General features: G+C 33.7%; 15 protein-coding genes. All 15 read right to left on the bottom strand.

Annotation, left to right across the window (positions count from 1 at the left end; all coding sequences use genetic code 11):
- Positions 1-12: 12 nt before the first annotated feature.
- Positions 13-945: a 3-keto-disaccharide hydrolase gene (locus CLV91_RS02175; RefSeq protein ID WP_121063519.1), complete on the bottom strand. Its 933-nt coding sequence runs from the start codon at positions 943-945 to the stop codon at positions 13-15.
- Between the two features lie 52 nt (positions 946-997).
- A complete protein-coding gene (locus CLV91_RS02170) occupies positions 998-2,212 on the bottom strand; it encodes an SGNH/GDSL hydrolase family protein (RefSeq protein ID WP_121063518.1) in 1,215 nt (404 codons plus the stop codon).
- A gap of 1 nt (position 2,213) precedes the next feature.
- Positions 2,214-4,058: a sulfatase-like hydrolase/transferase gene (locus CLV91_RS02165; RefSeq protein WP_121063516.1), complete on the bottom strand. Its 1,845-nt coding sequence runs from the start codon at positions 4,056-4,058 to the stop codon at positions 2,214-2,216.
- Positions 4,059-4,063: 5 nt separating this feature from the next.
- Positions 4,064-6,226, bottom strand: coding sequence for a hypothetical protein (locus tag CLV91_RS02160; protein ID WP_121063514.1), 2,163 nt, complete (start codon positions 6,224-6,226; stop codon positions 4,064-4,066).
- A gap of 15 nt (positions 6,227-6,241) precedes the next feature.
- Positions 6,242-7,849: a sulfatase-like hydrolase/transferase gene (locus CLV91_RS02155; RefSeq protein WP_121063512.1), complete on the bottom strand. Its 1,608-nt coding sequence runs from the start codon at positions 7,847-7,849 to the stop codon at positions 6,242-6,244.
- Positions 7,850-7,865: 16 nt separating this feature from the next.
- The gene (locus CLV91_RS02150) at positions 7,866-9,365 is read right to left on the bottom strand and encodes a sulfatase family protein (protein WP_170146685.1); all 1,500 of its coding nucleotides are present in this window, start codon (positions 9,363-9,365) and stop codon (positions 7,866-7,868) included.
- A 10-nt stretch (positions 9,366-9,375) separates the two neighbouring features.
- A complete protein-coding gene (locus CLV91_RS02145; RefSeq protein ID WP_121063508.1) occupies positions 9,376-11,967 on the bottom strand; it encodes a VPS10 domain-containing protein in 2,592 nt (863 codons plus the stop codon).
- A gap of 152 nt (positions 11,968-12,119) precedes the next feature.
- On the bottom strand, positions 12,120-13,598 hold the full coding sequence (locus tag CLV91_RS02140) for a sulfatase family protein (protein ID WP_121063506.1): 1,479 nt from the start codon (positions 13,596-13,598) through the stop codon (positions 12,120-12,122).
- Positions 13,599-13,619: 21 nt separating this feature from the next.
- Positions 13,620-15,038 (bottom strand): Gfo/Idh/MocA family protein, encoded by a 1,419-nt coding sequence (locus CLV91_RS02135; RefSeq protein WP_121063504.1) that lies wholly within the window; start codon positions 15,036-15,038, stop codon positions 13,620-13,622.
- A 43-nt stretch (positions 15,039-15,081) separates the two neighbouring features.
- Positions 15,082-16,632: a sulfatase-like hydrolase/transferase gene (locus CLV91_RS02130; protein ID WP_121063502.1), complete on the bottom strand. Its 1,551-nt coding sequence runs from the start codon at positions 16,630-16,632 to the stop codon at positions 15,082-15,084.
- 3 nt (positions 16,633-16,635) lie between these two features.
- Entirely contained in the window at positions 16,636-18,048 is a 1,413-nt protein-coding gene (locus CLV91_RS02125) for a glycoside hydrolase family 28 protein (protein WP_121063500.1), read from the bottom strand.
- 210 nt (positions 18,049-18,258) lie between these two features.
- The gene (locus tag CLV91_RS02120; RefSeq protein WP_121063498.1) at positions 18,259-19,815 is read right to left on the bottom strand and encodes a sulfatase-like hydrolase/transferase; all 1,557 of its coding nucleotides are present in this window, start codon (positions 19,813-19,815) and stop codon (positions 18,259-18,261) included.
- A gap of 1 nt (position 19,816) precedes the next feature.
- Positions 19,817-21,235, bottom strand: coding sequence for a glycoside hydrolase family 28 protein (locus CLV91_RS02115; RefSeq protein WP_121063496.1), 1,419 nt, complete (start codon positions 21,233-21,235; stop codon positions 19,817-19,819).
- A gap of 25 nt (positions 21,236-21,260) precedes the next feature.
- Positions 21,261-22,634, bottom strand: coding sequence for an alpha-L-fucosidase (locus CLV91_RS02110; protein ID WP_121063494.1), 1,374 nt, complete (start codon positions 22,632-22,634; stop codon positions 21,261-21,263).
- A gap of 4 nt (positions 22,635-22,638) precedes the next feature.
- Complete coding sequence (locus tag CLV91_RS02105; RefSeq protein WP_121063492.1) at positions 22,639-24,210, bottom strand: sulfatase family protein; 1,572 nt, start codon at positions 24,208-24,210, stop codon at positions 22,639-22,641.
- Between the last annotated feature and the right edge of the window lie 31 nt (positions 24,211-24,241).

The raw sequence follows: 24,241 nt of genomic DNA, 5'->3' as shown, positions 1-24,241 counted from the left end.
TTTCATCTTAAATTAATAGTAGCAAGACTCAGGCTTGTTTTTTATATAATACGTTTTATAATTTTTTGCCTTTGGGTCTTTACAACCGCATAAGTCTAATACCTTTAAGTTTTTAAAATCTATTGGATGACTTTCGGCTTGTAAAGCTATATAACCTTCATTTAAAATTTCACCAGTTTTAGAACTCCATGTTTCCTTGTTTATTTTCCATTTTTTCCAATTTTCACCTCTGTATTGTTTGTTTTTCTCTAAACTGCCAATTTGTGGCGTTTTAAATTTTAATACAGTATCGTTTTCTACTATAAAAGCCATAGATTCTCCTCCTAAAACAATAGCTTCTGCATGTACCCATTGATCCCCGTAATAAGTTTTGGAACTAGAGGAAACACAATGTTTGTAATTAATGTTTTCTCCAGTTACAATTAGCGTTCCTGGTGTACATACATTACCAGTTGGTCTTGCTTTTTTGTCTTTTAATCCTCCTAGAAGTTGCAGTTCTACAGAAACAGGAAATTGCTGGTCAAATTCATTACTTATAGCAGATTGGGAGTGAAGCATTATACCACTATTTCTATTGTTAGAAGTAGATCCTCCTTTAGTTTGTTCACCAGTAAATCTATAGTCAAAACTTAATTTGTAGTAAGCGAAGGGTTTCTTGTAGTATAAATGACCAAAATCATTGTTGAATTTCGAGTATGCATCATATTTAATCCGCAACATGCTATCTTCCGCAACAAAGGTATTTTTATAATTATCATTAAGCTCTTTTCCTGTAAATTTAATATCCCATCCTTCTAAATTTTTTCCATTAAATAATGATATCCATTCTTCAATATTTGAAGTGTTTTTGTACTGTAGCTTCTTGCTAGATTTGCATCCTACAAAAATTGAGACATTGAGTAATAAGAATAATCCGGCATAGTAATATTTAGTGTTGATTTTCATAAAGTATAAAACTTTTTTTAATGTTTTGTAAATGTTTTATGGGGATGACATGTTAATTATCTACAACCAAAAACTGACCTATTTGTAAAATTTTACCAGGAGCAAGTTTTATTAACTTTACTGTTGTTGTATGTGATCCAGCCCCTATTTCATTCAAAAAATAATATTTAGACTGCGTTTTACCTGTTCTTGATTTTAAATCATAAATTTTACTAGGCCCTTCATCCGTGATTACCTCAATCTGGATATCCCCTTTTTCCTCTAATAAAGCTGTAAGACCCAATAAAAAACCATCCCATTTAATAGTAAAAGATTCTCCTAAAGTTTCGGTTTTCTTTGCTTTAACAAATAACGATTTAATACCGCCATTTTTATCGGTTAAATCATCATTAATAGCAACTTCATCACCTAAATCAACATCTTTCCATTTAGAACTAAATTTAGCTTTTTTAATGGGTACTAATGAGGCTCCTGAAAATATGTTTTTCTTTAATGGCTTTGGGATTAAATTGGGACCTGTGGTGCCGTAATTTTCTATTGCCTTTAATGATCTTACCAAAACATCTCTATAAATATTGTGGCCAGCCTCTAGTGGATGTGTACCATCATTTGAAAAAATAATTTTGCTTTTCGCCGGACTGTCTCCTTTTTTAAACACAAGCTTGTCTTCTTTTAATAATTTAACAACCTCTAACCCAAATTCTATAGACGTAATACCATAATGATTTGCTACAGGTTCCATGTTAACCCCTGCATTGGTTTGGTGTCCTTCAGAAATATCCGGGATCATTCCTTTAGAAATAGTGTAAATAAAACAAATCTCGGTATTAGGGTTGTTTTTCCATATCTGGGGTATAAGTCCCTCCAAGGCTCTTCCCTTGTATGCTCCACCATTATTCACTCGGTACTCAATAAATACCATATCTGGATTATGATTTAACAAATGATTCTGAATTCTACAAGCACCATATTCTGGACCTGTACCACCTATTGCGGCATTAACTTGAGTTATGTTTGCCTTAGGGTATTCATTCTTAAGCCATTCTATTGATTTTGCTCTCCACAACCCTCCATTTGTAATACTACCGCCAATGTATCCCACTTTTACATCTTTCCCTTCTTTTAATTTTTTAAAGAAATTTGGTAAGCCAGATCTAGTACGTAATTCTTCTGTAGTTTTTGGGTTGTATATATATTGAGCGTTTAATAGTTTAGGGAATAAAAAGATTCCGAAAAACAAGATTGAAAGTGGTATTAGTTGTTTCATTCTATTTTTTAACCTTTAATTTATAATCATGAGCTCCAGGAGCAAAATTGCTTTTATAAACCTTAGTACCAATAGCTTTAGTTCCTTTACCCCAATTAACTTCAGCTCTATTGTCTCCTAATACAATATTAATGAGTTTTTCTTTCATTTTAAGTGCAATTTTTTGATATGATTTATTGAAAGCCAGGTTATTAGTTTCATTAGGGTCTACTGTCATGTCATAAAATGCAGGGTCTAAATCTTTATAAGAAGCAGTTAGTGCCCAATTCATATTCTCACCACGCTTTTTACTTGGTCTTGTTTGCATAGAAAACACATATTCTTTGGTTCTAATAAAAGCTCTAGGTCCTGTAACGGCATGGCTTTCTCCTATAACATAATCTCTCTTAGGGGCTTTTCCAGTAGCAACATTTGCTAAGTTAATTCCGTCTAAATAATTAAATTGCTCTGTATTAATATCTGCTCCTGCGGCACTTAAAATTGTAGGTGCTATATCTACAAACTCCGTATAATCCTTAACAACTTTTCCTTCTGAAAATGCTTTTTTGTCTGATGATACGACAACAATTGGATTGTGAGCATCAATATCCCAAGGAGTAAATTTTGAATAAGCACCATGTTCATTTAATTTCCATCCATGGTCTCCATTAACATAAACAACTAACCAAGGTTGTTTCTTATTGTTACTATATTTAATGAAAGTATCAATAGCTTCTCCTACCAAAGCATCTCCATATGCACAAAAGGCATAATAATCCTGAATCATTTTTTGTTTCTGCTCCTTTGTAAAATCATTAGAATAAGCATTATTCACTTGTTTCTTAAGTTGAGCTGGCATTTTAGCCCATTCCTCTTTTGTCATTTCAGGAATTTTATATTTATGTTTTTTAAAACGTTCCCGATATTCTTTTGGTGGTAAAACAGGTGTGTGAGGAAAATCATAACCAATATGGCAAAATAAAGGTTTAGATGGGTCTACTCCTTTAAATGTTGCATTTCCCAAATTAAACTCTTTATTTTCATTAAATAAATAGTCTTTAAAAGAAGAGTTATAATAACCATCGCGCGTTTTACCTGCAGGTCTTGGGCTTACACCTCCTAAAATACCATCACTAAATTCAGTTTCTGGTTTTTTTGGTGTATGCTTACGTAGTAAATCTAACTTTTCATATATATTTTTCGCCATTCCGGCGAATTGAGGATTTTTCTTTTCTAGCTCTTTATTAAAAAAATGATATTTTCCATCTTCGGTTTTTAAATACTTAATGTTTCTAAAAGGCTTAACTAATTTTTGCCCATTAATTTCTTTGAGTAAAGAAATTTTTCCCCATTCTGCAAGACCTTCATTTGCAAGAATTTTTGCACTAATATCTGTTTGATACATTTTTGGATCAACAGCTTTGCCATTTTTTATAGTTCTTAATCTAACCCCTAATTTTCCAATATGAACTGTTTGGTATCCTAATTTTTCCATCTGCTGAGGTAAGTGAGGATATGAGTTTTCTGTGTTATTATTATGATACTCAAATTCATAAACACCAGATCGGAAAGGGTAACGCCCATAATGTATGGAAGCGCGAGATGGTGCACAGCCTTGAGCCTGAGAATAGGTGTTTAAAAAAGTTGTTCCCATTTTGGTTAGACGATCAATATTGGGAGACTCAACATAACCTAAATTACTCATTTCATTATTAGTAAGCATTTTGTTAAAGGAACGAATAGCATCATATCTATGATCATCTGTTAATACCCATAGAACATTTGGTTGTTGTTCTTGACCTAAGACTAGTTTACCAAATAATAAGAAGGTTAAAATTATAAATAGTCTTAATTTCATGTTTTTCATAAGCTTTAAAATTTAATGTTTTCTGCTATTTCAATATCTTTTAAAACCCTTGGATAATAAAGTTCCCATGAAAATTTAAAAGACCTAATATGCAGTAAAGACACTTCTTGATATTGTTTTGTTGAATCTATAAGATCTAACCAGTGTTTTGATGCTTTTTTTAAGTATTGAATTGCTTTTACTCTCTTTACTTCGCTTTTAGTTTTAATAGCCTCGTCTAAATATATACCCGCCATAAGTTTATCTGCAAAATAAAGACTCATGTTTGCCCATGACTTTACATCATTAACTTCAATATTAAAATTAGCTTCATCTTTGGTATTCTTATCTTTCATTGATTCACATAACTGTAAAATTTTCAATCCGTTTTGTTCCATTTCTTTAGCTATTTCTAGCGGAGAAACTTGTTCTTCTGAAATTGAATCCCCTTTCAATTTCAGATTCGTATATGTATCAATATTAAGATATAATGGATCTAAGGTTGGATGGGTAATCATTTCATCAATTCTGATAAATGCATCTTCTGCTTCTTTATAATTTCGATACAGTTGTTTTCCATTTAAAAACCCTTCAGCATAAATGGTAAAATCCCAAGTACCTCTATAGAATGTTGAAAACCTTAATGGCATTTCACTACCTAACTGTAAGGCTTTAAAAAGAGGTTCTCCTACCTCATCACCATATCTGTACTTGAAGTTTTTAATAAAATAATCATCACTAGTTTTTGGGTCATACATTAAACGGCCCCACATTTGGTAGAATTCCCAATCTTTTTCATAGGCATATTTCCAGTTGTATTTTACATTGAGATTCATCCTGTATTCTTTTGCTGGAATGTAAGTTTCCGAACCAATAAAATAGCCCATGGTGATATCTGGAAAATCATTTACTTTAATGTGTTCCTTAATAAATGCTGTATTTCCCCAATTAAGCATAATAAAATCTTCATTACGCATCATCCACGCCATTTTGTAGTTTTTGGGTTTAGGATTCCAATATTGGTCTGATACTTTACCGCCATGCGTAATAGCCAAATTAGGTGTAGAATGCCCATGAGACCAATTGAATTTAAACTCCATAATTATTGGTCCTTCAGTATCGGTATAAGACTCAATATATTCTCTAGCTACTTCTGGTTCTACCTTAAAAGGTGCTCTATGAATAAACTTCACCTTTCTATCGGCATTCTTCATACCTTCAATAAAGGTGCTTTCCACCCATTTCATAGCATCTTCCATTGGCATTTTCATACGCTCACCAATGCTAACTCCTAAGCCTGTTAAATTTGGATATTCATTAATGGTTTGGGTTATGGTTTCACGCATATAGTCTACAATTACCTGCGAGGTATCTGCAGGTGTAAAACCATAATGCCATTCTAAATCGTCTTTATAATTAGCTACATCATGCGTTTCTGTTATACCAGGTGATGTAATAATATTCCAGTTTATAATATAGGTTTCTATATTTCGGTCTTTTGCCATTTTAAACAAGGTTCTCCAGAATTTTTGCCAATCTTTAAACTCTTGCCCTGTAAATTGTGTTGCTTCAGGAAATTTTTCAGGTTGAATCATGAACGTGAATGGATGCAAATTCCATAACGTCAAAGCATTCAATCTATTTTCAGCCATCATATCTAAATAACCTTCCCAAAACACAGTGTCTTTTACCGTTTTCATATGAAGATGTAACGACTCACCTATTCTATAAGAAGACCATGGTAGATTAAATTTAACAGCCCTGAATGAGAAATGCGGATTTTCTGTTTTCTCCTTAAATTTTGAGTTAACACCGTAAAGTTTAAGCTGATCTTTTAGCTCTAAAATACCATACATTAAACCAGCCTCATCAGAAGCTATTAGGTATGTATCATTTTCTTTATTGATAATTTGAAAACCTTCAGATTTAATATCACTAGTGTTAAGCTTAAACTTTTTTATCCAAGCCTTATCTTTTTCAGTATTAAGTAAAATAATTTTTGAATCAATTAATTTAGATTTCTTAACTGCTTCAATATTAGATTTTGAAAAACTAATTTGAGTGGCTAACTTTTCTAGAGCTATTTTTGTAACATCTGATTCTGTGGATACAAAAACACCTCTTGACTGTGAGTTTACTGTTAAAAAGAATAAACTAACAGCTGCAAAAACTAAATTTTTAAGATTCATTTTATATATGGTTTACTATTTCTTCACTAAAGGAGCAACTTTACCATACCCTCCTTTTGGAGCGTCATGTGCCGTTGCATGTTGATCAAACCTTGGCACCACTTTTTTTAATTCATCACGTTCTTTTCTATGTGCCTCAGATACTTTACTCCAATCTTTTATCTTAGGAAAATTAATTAAATCTTCCGGATATGTACTTACATTATACCAAACATTATTTCCGTCTTTCATGACTAAATCGCCTCTAATCATGGTAGTTTCTTTATGATACCCATAAACCCACTCTCTATGCTTAGGTTTGTCTGTAGTTAAGAAAGGTATTAAACTTTCTCCATTCATCTCATAAGAATCTGGAATTTCAACACCTCCTAAATCGGCTATAGTTGGAATTAAATCTGCCATATTAGCTAAGGCATCCTGCGCTCCTTTTTTAGTTAAGTTCATTCCTGGCGCATAAATAATTAATGGTACATGCGTCCCTTTTTGAGAAATTGGACTTGACTTTCCGTAACCACTTGTTCCATTGTCTGCACAAAAAATGAAAATAGTATTGTTTTCAATACCCAATTCTTTGAACTTGTTAAGGTATTGCCAGACTTGGTAATCTAAATAATTAATATGTGTGTGAATACCATTTTCGGTTATAGTGCCATAGTCATTGTAAACACCATTATCTCCAGTAACTTTTGGTGTTGTGCGTTTATATTTTTTACCATCCCAATTAATTTTTGGCGTCCCTGGCCATTTACCTTTTGTACTTGGATGAAGAAAATCCCAAGCATCGTGTCCTAAATGGCTTGTGTGATAAACAAAAAACGGTTTGTTCTCTTTTACTTTTCTTTCAATAAAATCGAAAGTAAATTCTAATTCTACATCTGGACCAAAAGTATCTAACCCAAATGTTTTCTTAGACTTCTTATCATTAGGCCACCAAACAAATTTTTCTTTTGCATCTGGGTGATTCATTAACTGTACATGTGGTTTCCAGTACCAGCCAGATTGCACATAACTTTTCTTGTGAATAGGCTTATTGGTATCTGCATTATAAATTACTTTTTTGCCATCTATTTTTCTGGTTTCTAATCTAAAATCTGTGGTGTGAATAGCTTTATTATAAGAGCCTTCTCCAGGAGTAAAGCAACCTTCATCAAACGGAAATCCTTCAATATTCATTTGGGTTTTTCCTGCCCAAAATGTGGCATAACCACCTGCTTTTGCTACATGAGCTATACTGTGTGGCGAACTATCATATAAATTCCAACTTCCTTTACCGTTTGGTGCTTTTCCTTTGTCTTTATTATGCCACCACTTATGTAAATGTGCATAACGCCCCGTCATCATCATTGCTCTACTTGGACCACAAACTGTTGATGCCCAAGCTGTTTTTACAAAACAACCTTCTTCTGCTATTTTATCTAGCACAGGAGTTACTGCCTTGTATTTTGGATCTGATGTTGTTCCTCCTGTTGGCGGACTCCAAACTGTTGAGCCGTAAATTGGTAATTCTCTTGCGCTAATATCATCTGCAAAAAGCAAAACAATGTTAGGTTGTTTCTGTGAAAACCCTAAAAACGTTGAAAATGCAAGAACTAATGTTAAGAAATATGTGTTAATTGTTTTCATCTGTTTTATTACTATATTATTTAATAACCAATGGTTTTTCTTTTTTTGCTTCGATATCTAGTTTCGTTCTAAGTTCTTGATAGAATTTTAATCGTGCTTTTTGATAACTACCTGCTTGTAAATATTTGTTAGGCTCATTTTTAGTGTTCCATTCATTCCAAAGTTTGGCAAGTTTTTTTCTAAGCTTAGGGTTCTTTTCAATAATGTTAGTGCTTTCGTAAGGATCTTTAACCATGTCTACTAGAAAACCACCATTCAATCCTGTTTCATCACGTGGTAGAAAGTATTTTGCTTCAGGAGTTCTTACAGCCCATTTTTTTCCGCTGTCCATTCTCCAGAATAATGCTTCGTGGGGTACTCCTTTATTTTTACCTTGCACATATGGAATAAGATTAACTCCTTCTAAAGGTTTTCCTGAGGTATCTCCTTTACCTAAATCGACTAGAGTTGCGGCAATATCTAATGCCGAAATAGGTAACTCATATGTACTACCCTTAGAAATTCCTTTTGGCCAATGTGCTATAAAGGGTACATGATGTCCTCCTTCAAACATACTTCCTTTACCACCTCTATATGGAGTATTATCTCCCCAATCTTTTGTTTTTCTTCGAGGTTCAAATTCTTTTCTTGTTTTATCTACAATTCCTCCATTATCCGAAATGAAGAAAATAAGAGTATTATCTAATTTACCAGAATCTTCAAGTGCTTTTACTACCATACTAATTCCTTGATCCATAGCATCAACCATAGCCGCATATATTCTACGTTGCTTGTTTTTAATATGCGCATATTTATCAATTAATTCTTTTGGTGCCTCTAATGGCGCATGAGGTGCATTATAGGCTAAATAAAGGCAGAAAGGATTATCACTTTCTTTAACAAATTTTGCAGCATCTCTACTTAATGCAGTTGTTAAATACTCATTAAATTCCGCAGCATTGTTATTTCTTAATAATGGCCAATACCCTCCTTCATTAGCAGTATAATGTGGTTTCCCGTTTTTTAAGTATAAAGGATATGTTGTAGTTACATTTTTGGGCCAATAGGTGTGTCCGCCAGATAAAAATCCATAGAAATAATCAAACCCCCTATTATTAGGATGAAAAGGATAAGAAGCACCTAAATGCCATTTACCAATCATTCCAGTTCTGTAACCCGATGTTTTTAATCTTTTTGCAAATGTAGTTTCTGTCGTTGGTAAACCGTTATGCGAATCAAAATGAGAATTGGTTAAATTGATTTCTAAACCAAATCTAGCTTGATATCTCCCAGAAATTAATCCTGCTCTAGATGGCCCACAATATGGATGCGTTACATAACCATTTGTAAATATTACACCTCCTTTTGCTAGTTTATCTAAAGCTGGTGTTTCAATTTCTTTTGACCCCGTAAAACCAAGGTCATTATACCCTAGGTCATCGGCTACAATAACAATAAAATTTGGTTTTTCTTGACCTAACATAAATGGACTAAACATTATGGTTAGTACCAATAAAAAAAAGAGTTTTCGCGTCATAGTTTTCTAGTTATAATTTTTTTAATTTAGCCTTAAACCATCCACTGCCCCAGGCAGCACACCAAAGTATATTCTCGTTATATGGATCTGGTTTAAAATCTGTCATTTTATCTGGTTGCCCAATACCTTTATTAATCTTAGACCAACTTTTACCAGCGTCTTGTGTTAAGTATAAACCTGGATTTTTAAATTGTGAATGATAAGGCACATTTACTACAATAAGTTTTGGGTTTACCAGAGAGACTTCTGCTTGCCACACATAAGGCGCTTTGAAGAATTTCTTCCAACTTTTTCCATTATCAGTACTTTTCCAAACACCTCCTGCTTCGTATGAGCCAAAACTTGAACCTGTAGACATATACATATCTTTTGTATGCCTATCTATAAATAAGTTATTAACGGATTGTATTTGAGAAGGAATCTTCACTTTTTCCCAAGTTAATGCTCCATCTAAAGATTTGTATAGTCCTCCTTCTTGATGTTTGTTTCTTTGATTAACCGAGGCGTATATTACTTTGGAATTCGAAGAATCCATAGTTAAACGACGCACACTAACTAGTTTAGGAAGTCCTTTATTACTTAATTCCCAATTATAACCACCATCATTTGAGCGATACACACCAAATTTCCCTTTAGACATTACACTTTCTTTTGGAGACGCACCAACCTCTTGAACTACATGGCGAATGGCGGTGAAATACATATTGTCTGGAACTTCTGGGGCAATTATTAATGATCCTTGAAATGCAATACCTCTGTATTCTGGGTTTTTACCTTTAAAAATAGTTGAAATGTTTTCCCAAGTTTTACCCCTATCTTTAGATCTGCGCATTTTTCCACGATGCTCCTGTCTCCAACCAATAGTGTAAATGATATTAGGATTATTAGGATGTACAGCCACTGTAGATGCAGAATGCAAACCATGATTGCCACTATGGTCATGCACTTGACCTTCAATTTGTTTTACTGCCACGGCATCTTTATCTGGGTAATCTCCTAAAGGTGCAGTTTCCCATAAACCATGTTCTCCACTACAAAGCAAATAACGATCTTTAATACCTGTTTCTAGTAACATTTGACGTCCGGGTAAATTACTATCTCCACGACCAACCCAAATATTACTGCCCGGTGCCGTTTCATAATCATCTACTTGTTTCCATGTTTTACCTCCATCATTTGAGCGTTGTGTTTGCTGCTGCACCCCTATAAACACTTCTCCTTTAGAATTAATTGCTAAACTCCTACTACCAAATCTCACCTCATTTTGTTCAGCATTGGCAATTCCAACATGTGCAAACTCTACGTTTGCTCCTTTGTCAAACCCTTTGCTTTCCCAATAGGTTTTATCTTTATTTTGATTCCAATAGTTTCCTGCACGTGCGCATATTTTCCAAGTTTGACCACCGTCCTCGGTTTTCCAAGCATCACCAGGACCAAAACTTTTATCATGACGCTGATTTGCTACTAAATATATCTCGTTTTTATTTAAGGGGTTTACAGCAATTCTGTTAAAAATAGAATAAGTGTTTTCTGGAAATTCTGGATATACCTTTCTAGATTCTACATCAAACCAATAGCTTAATACTCTATGGTAGTTATTTCTGTGAGACTTATCTGTTATTTTATTATAGTTTACGCCTAAATTACCGGTAATATTCTCCCAAGTTTTTCCGCCATTGTTGCTTTTAAAAACGCCTCCTTTAGTTGCAATTGATTTTCCGTTAGGTTCATAAACTGTTTGCTCAACTAGGTATAAAATAAATTCTTTTGTCTTAGGATTATAATAAGATGTTAAATCTCTAGGTAAATTATTTGGAAGTCCTTTTCCACTAGATTCCCAAGTTTCTCCTGTATCATTACTTACAAAAAAACCAAAATTAGTAGCAATGTACATCTGATTTGGTGTTACAGGATTTACTATAATTCTTGCAATATCTAAATCTTCTGAAATATTAGTAGCTACTTTTTTCCATGTTTTACCGGCATTTGTGGTTTTTAACACATAACCATAACTTGCTCTTGAATGCTTTTTCCCATGAATTAATTTTTCTGAACGGTGGTTATTCTTGACATTCCAAAAATCGCCCGCTCCCACAAACCAAATAGCATCATTAGTGGGGTGAATAGCCATTTTAGTATGGGCATTATAAGCCGATTTTTCAGCTCTTGGAATGGTATACACTAATTCCCAATTTCTACCTCTATTTGTAGTTTTAAAAATTTTCCCTCGCCTTTCTAGAGCTAATCCAAAATCTGGATTCTGTATAGAAAACACAATATCTAGAACACGCTCCATACATTTTCCATCACCATCATAATCTTTAATAGAATGCCATGATTTACCATTATCCCATGTACCGTAACTCACATGCATATCTGGCCCCATAAACATCACATTTTCATCTGTTGGGTGACACCAAAACTCTTCATTATAACCAGACATTCCAGGCCCGAAGTTTTTCCATTCTACGGATTGATTTGAAGTTACTCTTTCATTTTTTATTTTTTTAAAAAAAGAACTTGTTGAGGTTTCTTTATTTTGACACTGTAACTGAAAAATAGCTAACAAAATTAAGAGGCTAGTATATTGTAACTTTAGCATGATTATATTTTACTATTAGTATAATCGTAAAGTTATCTTATACAAATAAGTACTACTTAAACAAATGGTTTTGTTATTATAGTATATGTCTAGTCCTAACAAAGACTATTACTATTAGTTATTTTGCGGTATTGTATAGTTTTTAGCTAGTTTTATTCTACTTTATATTCTTTACGGAGTTTACTAAGTTCTTTTTTTAGTTTAGATACAGTGTTGGAAGTATTACTATACATGTTATTCATTTCAGATGGGTCTTTCTCTAAATCGTAAAATTCCCATTCCTCATTGTTTAAAACACCTGGACCGTAGAAACGAATAAGTTTATAACGCTTTGTAGCAACTCCTTCATGTCTTCTAACGGCATGTGCCCCTGGATATTCATAATAGTGATAGTATAAAGATTTCCTCCAGTCTTTTGGTGTTTCTCCTTCTAATAATGGGACAAGACTTTTTCCTTGCATATCGTTTGGAATTGGAGCACCTGCTATGTCTAAAAAAGTTTCTGCGAAATCAATATTTTGAACTAAATCTGTATTAACACTACCGGCTTTAATTTTTCCAGGCCATTTTACTATTAATGGAGTTCTAAAAGATTCTTCATACATCATACGTTTGTCAAACCAACCATGTTCTCCCATATAAAACCCTTGATCCGAAGAATATATTACTATTGTATTTTTATCTAAACCTTGTTCTTTAAGAGATTTTACTACTTGTCCTACACTTTCGTCTACAGATTTAATGCATCGTAGGTAATCTTTCATATAGTTTTGGTATTTCCACCTTGTTAATTCTTTCCCTTTTAGTTCACCGCTTGCAATTTTCTTATAACGTTTTGTAAATCTAGGGTCCTTTGCATAAAGTTTTCCAGAAGCTTTTAAATCTCTATCTAGATTCATACTCGTTGCAATGTCTAACTCTTGATTATGAGCTGGGGTAGCTCTGGTGCTATAATCATCAAATAAATTATCGGGTTCAGGTATTTTTATATCTTCATATAATTCCATGTGCTGTTTAGCAGGGTCCCAATTACGATGCGGTGCTTTGTGATGTACCATTACCATAAATGGTTTACTTTTATCACGTTCTTTTTCTAACCAATTTAAGGCACGTTCTGTTATAACTTCTGTAACATAACGGTCTTTATAATTGGTTTCCCCTTCTTCTGTGATAAATTGGGGATTGTAGTACTTTCCTTGCCCAGGTAAAACCTCCCAATAATTAAAACCTTGCATTTTTCCATCTAAATGTATTTTACCAATCATTGCTGTCTGGTATCCATTTTGTTGTAATATTTTTTGAAACTGTTGTTGGTCATGATTAAAAATGGCTTCTTTCCTGTTGATAGTTTTACCATGCAAATGGCTCATTTTTCCTGTTAATAAAGCAGCTCTACTTGGTGCGCAAATAGAGTTTTCTACATAACTTCTTTCAAAGCGCATTCCTTGCTCTGCTAGTTTGTCTATATTAGGGGTAGGGTTAAGGTGTTGTAGCCTTCCGCCATATGCTCCTATAGTTTGGTAAGAATGGTCATCGGAAAAAATCCAAACAATATTTGGCTTAGTTTCTTGAGCTAAAATACTTAATGGAAGTAATAAAAGTAACGTCCATATAATTTGTGCTTTTTTCATCTTATTTATGTTTAATTAATTCTACCATAGATTCTCACCATAAGCCCATCCTTCACGAACCTCTTCTTTAATATAAGATTGCAGACCTGGCTGGTTTGTAACTTTCATAGTGGCAGCATCATATTCAATTTTAGTATTGAACCTCTGTGCAAAAACACCAAGGAGAGACATTTCTGTTAGGTCTGCTCCATAAGCAAAGTCAGAACCGGGTTTTGGTCCTTTTCCTCTAATAGCTGCAATAAACTCATCATGTGGACTTTCTCTGGGAATTCTTGGAATAGTTTTTTTCCATCCTTTTATTTTAAAAGCTTCCCATTCTACTTTAGGCATAAGAATTCTTGCATCATTAGGTCTTCCACCTGTCATAACAGTAGCTTTTTCACCAATCATTAACATACCATTTCCGGGTAGTTTGTCCATTTCCCATTCTGGACGATTTTCTGGTTTTTTACCACCTTCGTGCCAGGTTAAAGTTACCGGGGGTTTGTTACCTCTTTCTGGAAATTGGTATTTTAGGATAGATTCGTCTGGTAAAAAGGAATTTGGTACTTCACTAAGTTTAGCATGTAATGGCTCTACTGTTGTTGGCATACCTAAATCTAAAGCCCAAAATGGAGCATCTAACGTATGGCAACCCCAATCTCCTAACATTGCATTTCCTAATTCGTAGTAAGAACGCCAAAATCTTCTCGTATAATGTGTGTTATGAGGTCTATTTTTTGTAGGGCCTAGCCATAAATCCCAATCTATATTATCTGGGATAGGTTGCGCTGTAGGGGGGAAAGTTTCTGGTTTACAAAACCATCCTTTCTCATGGCATTCAAATCTTGGACCATTAAACCAAGCTAAAACTTCTTTTACTTCCCCTAAATATCCTTGGTCATACCATTCTTTTACATTTCGTATACCGTCTGATGCATGTCCTTGGTTTCCCATTTGATTAATTACACCATATTTGTCTGCTGCTTTTTTAAGAGTGCGTAATTGCCATATATTATGTGCTAAAGGTTTTTCTACATACACATGTTTTCCCATTTCCATTGCGGCCATGGTAGCTGCAAAATGTGTATGGTCTGGAGTAGAAACTATTACAGCATCTATTTGAGTATGCATTTTATCTAGCATAACTCTAAAATCTTTAAACTTTTTTGCTCTTGGAAGTCTAGAAGAAGCTTTCTCTAACGCCAAATCATCTATATCACATAAAGCAACAATATTTACGTGTTTATGTGGCTTTCTTAGTTTTGTTTTATCATCGTTAGAAATTGGATATAAACCTTGAATTTGAGTCCAGTTATTTGTGCCTCTACCACCAACACCAACAACAGCAATGTTAACAGTGCTATTTGGTGAAGCACTTAGTAAATTTGGAAGAATTGCTATTCCGGCTGCAGCTGTTCCGGTGGTTCTCATGAAATTTCTACGACTTAAGTTTTTCATTTTTAGTTAGTTTTTATGAGTAGTCAAATAAAATTTTTAAAAGTTAATAAAATTCCCAAAAATCATATTTTTCGCCTTCTATATTGGCTTTTTTATCTCCTAATTCTCGCGCTTTTTCTTTCATTTCTACACGCATAATTTTAACCGTTTCTGCATATTCAGGAAAGAAAGAAAGGTCATATACTTCCCATGGGTCTTTTGTAATATTAAATAATTGTGTAACCCTAGAGCCTCTAATAGATTCGCCCTTTTTTTTGTGATAATCTTTAGCTCTAACATATTCAATAAGCTTATAATCTCCTTTTCTATATGCTCTTTGGAATTGTTTGTAGGCATGGTATGTGTAATCCCTAACTGCATCGGTTTTTTTATTTATTATGGGTAATAAACTTGAGCCAGTTACAGAGGATGGTTTTTTAATATTAGTAAACTCACATAAAGTTGGTAGAATATCAAAATTATAGGCAAAAGCATCTCTTTTAGTGCCCTTGTCTTTTACTAAGTTTCCTGAGAAAACTAATGGGATATGAACGCCATCTTCATCATATATGTTTTGCTTACCCATTAAGCCATGATTACCAACGGCCAAACCACTATCTCCGGCAAATACAATTAATGTATTGTCATAAGCGCCGCTTTCTTTTAGAGCAGATATAACCTTACCAACTTGAGCATCTAAATGCGTAATAATTGCATAGTAATCTGCTAATTGTTGCTTAGCAATTTTTGGTGTTCTAGGCCATTCTGCCAATTCTTCATCTCGGAGAACCATGTGTCCATTATCAAAAGGATGTTGTGCTAAATAGGAGGGAGGTAATTCTATATTTTCTGGAGGATACATATCTCTATACTCCTGTGGCGCTTGTCTTGGGTCATGCGGTGCATGGAAAGCCAAGTACATAAAAAAAGGTTTCTTCTTTTTATATTTTTTGATGAATTTAGAAGCATCTTCTGCAAAAATTTCAGAAGTGTGTGGCCCGTCTTCTTCTGTTCCTGTTGGACCTCTTTTGTCATTTTTATTTACAGGTCTTCTAACAATTTTCCCGTCTTCATTATAGGTTAAGAGATAGGCATCTTCCTTAGAAAATTTGCCTTTTTTATCCCAATCCCATAATGGCATTCTAAAGTGGTCCGTTAAATACACTCCTATACCCATTAATTTTTCTCCATCATTAAAAGAGCGATGTAAAGAGGCTTTATCTTGATGCCACTTTCCAACAATTTGAGAGTGATATCCATTTTCTTGAAAAACTTCTCCCATAGTTTTATGCTCTTTAGGAATTGTCTTTCCGATTCCTTGAAGCTCAAAAACATTTCTTCCTGTCATAAGCATAGCTCTACTTGGAATACAAGTTGCTCCAGAAAAAGAACCCATTAAATATCCTTTGGAGAATGAAACTCCAGCATCTACTAGTGCATCTAAATTTGGCGTTTGTACAGCCATGCCACCAAGTGCGTGTACACCAGAATAGCGATGGTCATCTGTGTAAATAACTACAACGTTTGGCTTGTTTTTTTGCGCAATAGAAGTAATACTGTATGCTATGAGGAGTATAAGAAAGAGCTTGTTTTTTATAGTGCTATATGTGTGCATAGTTTATTTTCTGTTTATTTGGTTTGCTTCAATGGATTTTTTATTAAGAAATACATTGTGGATATTATCATTTAAAACATCGTGCAAAACAATAGGTTTTCTGTGGTCGTTGTTTGTAATGATTAAATTAAAATTATCTACAACTAATCCATCTACATGACGTGCAAAAATCCCTGATGCGGGGAGCGTGCCCACTAAACTAAATTCTGGCCACCAACCTTTTAAAACTTCTAATGTGTATTCATTAATTTTTGATTTATTGGCATCCTCTTGTGTACCGCCTCCCGAGACTAGAAATTGTATATCTTTTAGAATAATATTTTCTATATAATGCTTGGGCATACCCGTTATGAAGAAGGCCGAGTTTTTATCTAATGCCGTATTATCTGCTATTATGTTTTGAAATGTAAAATTCTTCATTGCTTTCATGGGATACATCTCTTCAGGAGCATCTACGCAAGCCTTTTGTTGTGCAAAAGTCATAAACACTGGTCTTGGTACGTTTTTCATTACAAGGTTAGAAAACACCATGTTCTGCATAATACCTCCTTCGTTTAGCTGAATTTTTAGTCCAGAATCTTGAATATCATTAAAAGTACAATTACTAACGGTAACAGATTCAATGTTTCCTCTAGATAACAATCCAATGCGCATTCCTGCCCATTTGCTAGTAAACGTGCAATTGGTAACTACAACATTTTTACATGGTTTGTCTGGCATAGATGCTTGTAAGCAAATAGAATCATCACTAGTATCAAAAGAGCTGTTAGAGACTCTAACATCGGTACAACCATCAAAATCTAAACCATCACCATTGTTGTTAACACGACTAAGAATTTTAATTCCTTCCACAGTTATTTCATTGCAATACAACCAGGCAGATGTCCAAGCTGCAGGGTTTTTAAGTGTAATATTTTTTAGTTGTATTTTATTGCAATTTAAAAATCGAAGGAGCATGGGTCTGCCACCTTTCTTTTTGGTGAAGTTTTTTTTGTAACCATTACCGTCTATACTTCCAAATCCTTCAATTGCAAAGTTTTTAGCATCTTTAGCAAAAATGAGACAACGGTTCATATGTGGTTCATTCTTGTACATGTTTTTATGCGTATCTGTAGCATAATCATTGTAATTAGGACTACCTAGTAGAACTCCACCGTTTTCTACATGTAAAGTAACAAAGTCTTTTAGGTATATAGTGCCTATAACTACGGTTTTTCCAGACGGAATAATTACTTTGCCACCGCCACTTTTTGTGCAGGCATCAATAGCATTTTGCACTGCTTTGGTGTCTAGAGTTATGCCATCTGCTTTTGCACCATAGTCTAGAACATTAAAATCTGTTGCAAAGACAGTAATGTGGGTAAATAGTATAATAAGAACGGTATATAAGTTTTGTTTTTTTAAGTATATTTTCATTTTTAATAGTAGTGTTAAAAAGAAGACCTTATAAAAATACAAGGGTTAGTTCTTTAATTAGTTTACAAATAGGTAATTCCCTAACACATATGTTTTATTAAGGTTGTAAGTTACTTCTTTGCGGCTGTGTTAAATTTATTCTTGTTTATACTTTTTCTATACAAGCTAAATAAACACGAGTATTTTTTAATGAAACAAAATAAATTGTGTTTAATAATAATCCCAAAAATCGACAGGGTAATCTAAGCGTTCTTTATAGTCATTTAATTCTAAAGCTTTTGCTTTCATTTCTTTTCTCATGTTTTTTAGAATAGTTTTATATTCTTTTAAGAATGCCAAATTGGTGACTTCCCATGGGTCTTTTTTAATATGGAATAGAAGGGTAGTTTTGCTACCAGAAACTATCTTTTCTTTGCTTTTAGAAATATCTGGAGCTTGTACAAATTCTATTAACTTGTATTCTCCTTTTCTATATGCTCTTTGGTGTTGTCTATAGGCATGGTAGGTATAATCTCTTATCTGTTTCTTTTTATTGTCTATTACAGGTGCCAAGCTTTTTCCAGAAACAGAGGTAGGTATAGGTATATTAGCTAAATCGCAAATGGTTGGAAAAATATCATGAATATAACTAAAGGCGTCTATTCTTCTTCCGTCTCCCTTAATTTTTCCTGAAATGATAAATGGAACATGAACACCATCTTCATCATAAATATTTTGTTTACCTAGAAGTCCATGGTTCCCTACACCAAGTCCACTGTCGCCAGAAAGTACAATTATAGTATTTTCATATTGTCCCTTTTCTTTTAAAGAGGTAATAACTTTTCCTATTTGATGGTCTAAATGAGTAATAGTAGCATAATAATCAGATAAGTGTTTACGTGCAATTTTAGGTGTTCTGGGCCATATATCTAAAGATTCATCACGAGTGGTCATATGCCCATTATCAAAAGGGTGTTGTGCTAAATAGGACGGAGTTAATTTTATGTTTTCTTCCGGATACATGTCTTTAAATTTTTTAGGTGCTTGTCTTGGGTCATGCGGTGCATGGAAAGCCAAGTACATAAAAAAAGGCTTTTTGTAGTTGTGGTTCGTTATAAAATCTACAGCATTTTTAGCGTAAGTCTCAGAAGTATGCGGGCCATTTTTTTCTGTGCCAAAAGGCCCTTTTTTGTCCTCTTTGGTTACTGGTCTTCTTACGATATCTCCTTTTTTATTATATACTAAAAGGTAACCATCTTCTTTTTTATAATTGCCATCGGCAACCCAATCCCAATGTGGCATTCTATAATGGTCTGTAAGGTATATACCACGACTCATAACTGTTGCCCCATCATTAAACATCCTGGCTAAGGAGGCATTGTCTTGATGCCATTTTCCGCTCATAAAAGAATGATAACCTGCTTCTTGAAAGGCTTCTCCAATACTAGTATGTTTTTTTGGTATAACTCTGCCTATTCCTTTTAAATCGAATAACTTTCGGCCAGATAATAATTGAGCTCTACTAGGCACACATGTTCCTCCATTAAAGGATCCCATTAAAAAGGTGTTACTAAAAATAAGGCCTTGCTCTGCTAGGCTATCTATATTTGGGGTTTGTACGTCTTGCCCACCTAATGCATGTACTCCTGTATAGCGATGGTCATCTGTATATATTAATAAAACATTAGGTTTCTTTTTTCTTTGCGCATTTAGCGTATTCGAAAATTGAAAAACTATGCTTAGTGCAAACCCAAATAAGACTGTTTGTAATAGTTTTTGCTGTTTCATTTTATAAATTATCTACATTAATGGTAATAACCTCTTTTCTAGCATCATCAGACGTCGTTTTAAAAGATATATTTTTGGTGATTAAATTAGAAATATGACGCGCGTACATTCCGTAAGCAGGCGTTATTCCTAGCTTGGTAAATTCGGGGTACTCCTTTTCATTTTCAGGCACAATTACTTTTGCATGTTCTTCCGTTCCGCCACCAGGTAATGTAATATCTATGTTCTCTAAAGTAATAGTTCCTAGTTTATGGTTAGGAGTTCCGGAAAAGTAAAAACCAACGGTAGGAAACATGCGTAAATCTTCTATTTTTCTTGAAACTGCATTAATGTTGGAAATCTTAACATTATTTATACTTCCTACCGGTTGCTGTTCTGCTCCTCTATAGGTTAATCTGCGCTCACAAAGTCTAATGAAAATTGGCATTTCCACGTTTACCATATCAATATTATCAATTAAAATGTTACTCGCATTAGCACCGTCGGCGCTTAATATTTTAATTCCGCCACCACGAGTATCGAAAATATGACAATCTTTTACCGTAATGTTTTCAAAATTCCCCTGAGATTCTGTTCCGAATTTTATGGCACCCCAGCCACTACTAATTCGGCAATCTTTCACAACTATATCTTTAGAGGGCAATAAGCTGGTAGATTTAAAACAAATAGCATCGTCATCAGAATTAATTAAAGAGTTTTTTATAATTCCGTCTGTACTAGAGTCTATATCTATACCATCATTGTTTTTATTTGCTTTACTAAAAATCTTTATTCCATCAACCTCAAACGTATTGCATTGAAAAAAATGAAGTGTCCATGCAGCAGGTTGTCTTAGTGTAATATCTTTTAGTTTGCTATTTGTAACCCTTACTAAGCGAACTAAAAAGGGTCTATTAGAATAGCGAATATTTTTACTTACATATTGATTATCCTTGGCAATTAAGCTAGTTACATCTTCTTTTTTCTCTTTAAGACCTAATTTCTTTAATGTCTTTTTGGCGTTATTAGGAGTGAACATTTTTCCTTGACCATCTATTGTACCTTTACCAGTGATAGATATATTCTCTACATCTGCCGCACCAATAAAACATTGCCCTCGGTATTGGCCTGTGGCATCAATGAATGGGTCTATACTATAAAAATCATTAGGGTTAACACTTGCTAATAGTATTGCATTTTCAGAAACATGAAGGTTTACATTATCTTTTAAAAGAATGGTTCCAGAAATATATGTGCCACCTTCAATGGTTACTATGCCACCACCTTCTTCACTACAAGCGTCTATAGCTTTCTGAATTGCCTCAGTGTTTACTGTTTTACCATCTGCTTTGGCTCCAAATTCATTTATGTTCCAGCTATTTTTTTTGCTACAACTAATTGATATTAGAAGTGTAAATAAAAGAATTGTTGTTTTTTTCATTAAGTTATATTGTTAAATGGATGGATTACTTTAAAATTATTTTAAAGACATTAGCAGATTCATCTAAGGTAATTCCGCTAAGGTTAAGTTCTAGGTTATTTTCATTATGGTTAAATAAAATACTTTTTCCTGTGCCTAAATGAACGATGTTTTTTATAGACCCTTTTCTTATTTTAAAAGTAGTATTTAGAGAGTTAATCTTTAAATTCCCGTCTGGTTTTCCTAAGCATGTTGCATATAGATTATTCCCATTTACAGTGAACCTAATATCTTCTTTGGTATATTGAATTTTAGCAAAGTGGTTATTATGGTGGTACGTGTAATTACCTTCTGGTATATTAGTTGGTCCTTCTCCATAAATAATCCATGAGGAAGTTTTATAAACGGCTTCTCCATTCATCTTTAACCATTTTCCTAATTTCGTTAAATTGGCTTCTATTTCTTTAGGGAATGTGCCATCTGCTTTTGGTGGGATGTTTAGTAAGAATACTCCATTTTTGCTAATAACATCCATTAGCATATCTACTAATTCGTTTGTAGAGCGTAAAGGAATATTTTCTCTATAGAACCATCCGTGTGTTGGAAAATCTGGCGGTACATTCATATCCATATCTGTCATCCAAACATCATAGGCAGTTTCTGTAAGAATACCATTCTCTAAATCTCGCATTCCTACTGAAGGAGGAATATCATTAGATTTATAAACAAACTCTACTTTTTTATCTTTTTTTAAAGCATCATTATAGAAATAAGAAATAAATTCTTTTTGATAAGCATCTTGGAAAACAGGAGATTGTAAATTGCCTTCTCCAATATATTTAGACTTTTGTACTACTTTTTTGTTATGTGCTCCCTTTGTTCCTCCAAAACTGGCATCTACCCAAAAAATATCTGGACTATATTTATCCACCCCCTCTTTGGCAAAATCTATCCAAGATTCTCCTTTTACAGAATGGTAAGAAACTAGCGTTTTCATATTACGTTTTCTTACAGCTTTAAAAACCTCTCCAACAATATCAATTTTTGGGCCTAATTTGACTGTATTATAGTCAGAAATATCGCTGTCCCAATGTTTAAGGTCACTACCATGCCAGCCTATAACACCTGCAAATTTTGCGCCTGCCGTTTCAAATAGTTGTGCCCAGGTATCTGCATTAAAATTTTCTCCTTTAAATTGAGATAACAACGCATCGTTAGATAAATTTTCTTTCCCTTTCTCGTAACTAATAGTTTGAATACCCCAGTGACAATAAATTCCGAATTTTGCATCCATTAACCATTGTGGCGTACTATGGTTTCTTAAAGAATTCCAAGCTGGGATGTAAGTTTGTTCTTGGGAAGTAATTACGTTACTTGAGAAAACAAGCAAGCCAATTAAAAGGAGTGTAATTTTTTTCATTAGTTTAAAATTTAGTTTCTTTTTTATTTAAAATACTATCTACTTTAGTACCTATAGGGACTTCTTTTACCCCAAGAATAGTTCTTGCATCTAGAATGGTGTCACCTGATGTTTTTTGCCACCGAAATAGTTCTGTTCGTAATTGAGCTACCACACTTTGGTATTTTACATTATTAGACAGATTCTCTATTTCTTGAGGATCGTTTTCCAAGTCGTATAATTCTATTGTGGGTTTCGATGGGTTAAAATACATTTCCTGCAAAGGATTTAGTTCTCCTTTTTTATATAAATGAAGCATACTTTTAAATGTTAATGTTCTTTTAGCATAAGCATTGTTACGATAACCGAGTTCTGGATAAAAATGATGGATGTATTGATATTTTTTTGTAATTATAGTTCTAGAGGCATCAAAGAAATTATTCATTCCGTCTCTAGTAGCAAAAATGTGTTTTCGAAGCTCAGTTTTATCCCCTAAAAGGTTTAGCCCTTCCATAGATATAGGGATAGGTAATTTTGCTGCCGAAAGAATAGTAGGGGCAATATCAACAATACTAGCAAGTTCCTCATTTTTTATACCAGCATTTAGCTTTCCTGGCCAACGTATAATCATTGGAATATGTAAACCTGTTTTCCAAAGACATTGTTTGTGTCTAGGTAAGCTTGCACCATGATCTGATAATAGTATAACTAAAGTATTTTCTGCTTGGCCAGATTCTTTTAAAGCTGTTAAAAATTTACCAACTTCTACGTCTACATGTGAAACAGCGTCTAAACTGGCAGCTAAGGTACTGCGAACTTCATCCGTATCTTTATAATGTGAAGGTATTATTAGTTTGGAAGAATCTACAGCAATTCCTTTTTCTTTCGCCCATTTTCTACCTGGAACAAAACCATGTTTTTTTCCAGTTTCTATATTTGCATAGGCAAAAAATGGTTGTCCTTCTTTTCTTTTTAACCACTCTCCTCCATGAAAGTAAGTATTAGTGTTAAATGGGTCTATAATTTGTAGGTTGTTAAAAACTTCTTTTCCGCTCTCTAAATTATTTTCTGGTTCTCCACGATTAAAATTTAAATCGGTTTTCGCAGTAGCTCCATATATTTTATTGAACATACGGTCTCCATTACTTTTAAAATTCACCGTAAAATAACCTGCTTTAGAAAGTAATTCTGTAAGTATACTATAACCATTCGGTAGTTTTTTAGCATACGTACTTCTGTGATGTTGGGCTTTTATTGTAGTAGGATAGCAGCCTGTAAGGATTGAACTATGGCTAGGGCTGCATACTGGTGCAGATGCGTAAGCTCTTGTAAATAGAGCGCCTTCTTGGGCTAAATTATCAATGTTTGGGGTTTGGGTGTAAGGATTTCCATAACAACCAAAATCAGGATCTAAATCATCTAGAAATAATAATAAAACATTTGGTTTCTGATACGGTTTAGGTATGATTTTTTTGGAGGAACATGCACTTAAAATAAAAAACAATAACAATAGAATTACTAAATATATAGTATACAAAAAATGAACTTTTTTAGTTGTTCTTAGGAGTGTTTTATTAGTTACTTTTAAATCTTTCATTTTAAGTCTTATATAATTACGTTAACGTTAA

The organism is Maribacter vaceletii (assembly GCF_003634105.1).
GTDB lineage: Bacteria > Bacteroidota > Bacteroidia > Flavobacteriales > Flavobacteriaceae > Maribacter_B > Maribacter_B vaceletii.
This window is presented reverse-complemented; position numbering and strand designations above follow the sequence as displayed.

Bases quoted from the DNA above. Each gene is read 5' to 3' on its own strand.
- CLV91_RS02175 (WP_121063519.1), bottom strand. From the start codon at position 945: ATGAAAATCAACACTAAATATTACTATGCCGGATTATTCTTATTACTC.
- CLV91_RS02170 (WP_121063518.1), bottom strand. From the start codon at position 2,212: ATGAAACAACTAATACCACTTTCAATCTTGTTTTTCGGAATCTTTTTA.
- CLV91_RS02165 (WP_121063516.1), bottom strand. From the start codon at position 4,058: ATGAAAAACATGAAATTAAGACTATTTATAATTTTAACCTTCTTATTA.
- CLV91_RS02160 (WP_121063514.1), bottom strand. From the start codon at position 6,226: ATGAATCTTAAAAATTTAGTTTTTGCAGCTGTTAGTTTATTCTTTTTA.
- CLV91_RS02155 (WP_121063512.1), bottom strand. From the start codon at position 7,849: ATGAAAACAATTAACACATATTTCTTAACATTAGTTCTTGCATTTTCA.
- CLV91_RS02150 (WP_170146685.1), bottom strand. From the start codon at position 9,365: ATGACGCGAAAACTCTTTTTTTTATTGGTACTAACCATAATGTTTAGT.
- CLV91_RS02145 (WP_121063508.1), bottom strand. From the start codon at position 11,967: ATGCTAAAGTTACAATATACTAGCCTCTTAATTTTGTTAGCTATTTTT.
- CLV91_RS02140 (WP_121063506.1), bottom strand. From the start codon at position 13,598: ATGAAAAAAGCACAAATTATATGGACGTTACTTTTATTACTTCCATTA.
- CLV91_RS02135 (WP_121063504.1), bottom strand. From the start codon at position 15,038: ATGAAAAACTTAAGTCGTAGAAATTTCATGAGAACCACCGGAACAGCT.
- CLV91_RS02130 (WP_121063502.1), bottom strand. From the start codon at position 16,632: ATGCACACATATAGCACTATAAAAAACAAGCTCTTTCTTATACTCCTC.
- CLV91_RS02125 (WP_121063500.1), bottom strand. From the start codon at position 18,048: ATGAAAATATACTTAAAAAAACAAAACTTATATACCGTTCTTATTATA.
- CLV91_RS02120 (WP_121063498.1), bottom strand. From the start codon at position 19,815: ATGAAACAGCAAAAACTATTACAAACAGTCTTATTTGGGTTTGCACTA.
- CLV91_RS02115 (WP_121063496.1), bottom strand. From the start codon at position 21,235: ATGAAAAAAACAACAATTCTTTTATTTACACTTCTAATATCAATTAGT.
- CLV91_RS02110 (WP_121063494.1), bottom strand. From the start codon at position 22,634: ATGAAAAAAATTACACTCCTTTTAATTGGCTTGCTTGTTTTCTCAAGT.
- CLV91_RS02105 (WP_121063492.1), bottom strand. From the start codon at position 24,210: ATGAAAGATTTAAAAGTAACTAATAAAACACTCCTAAGAACAACTAAA.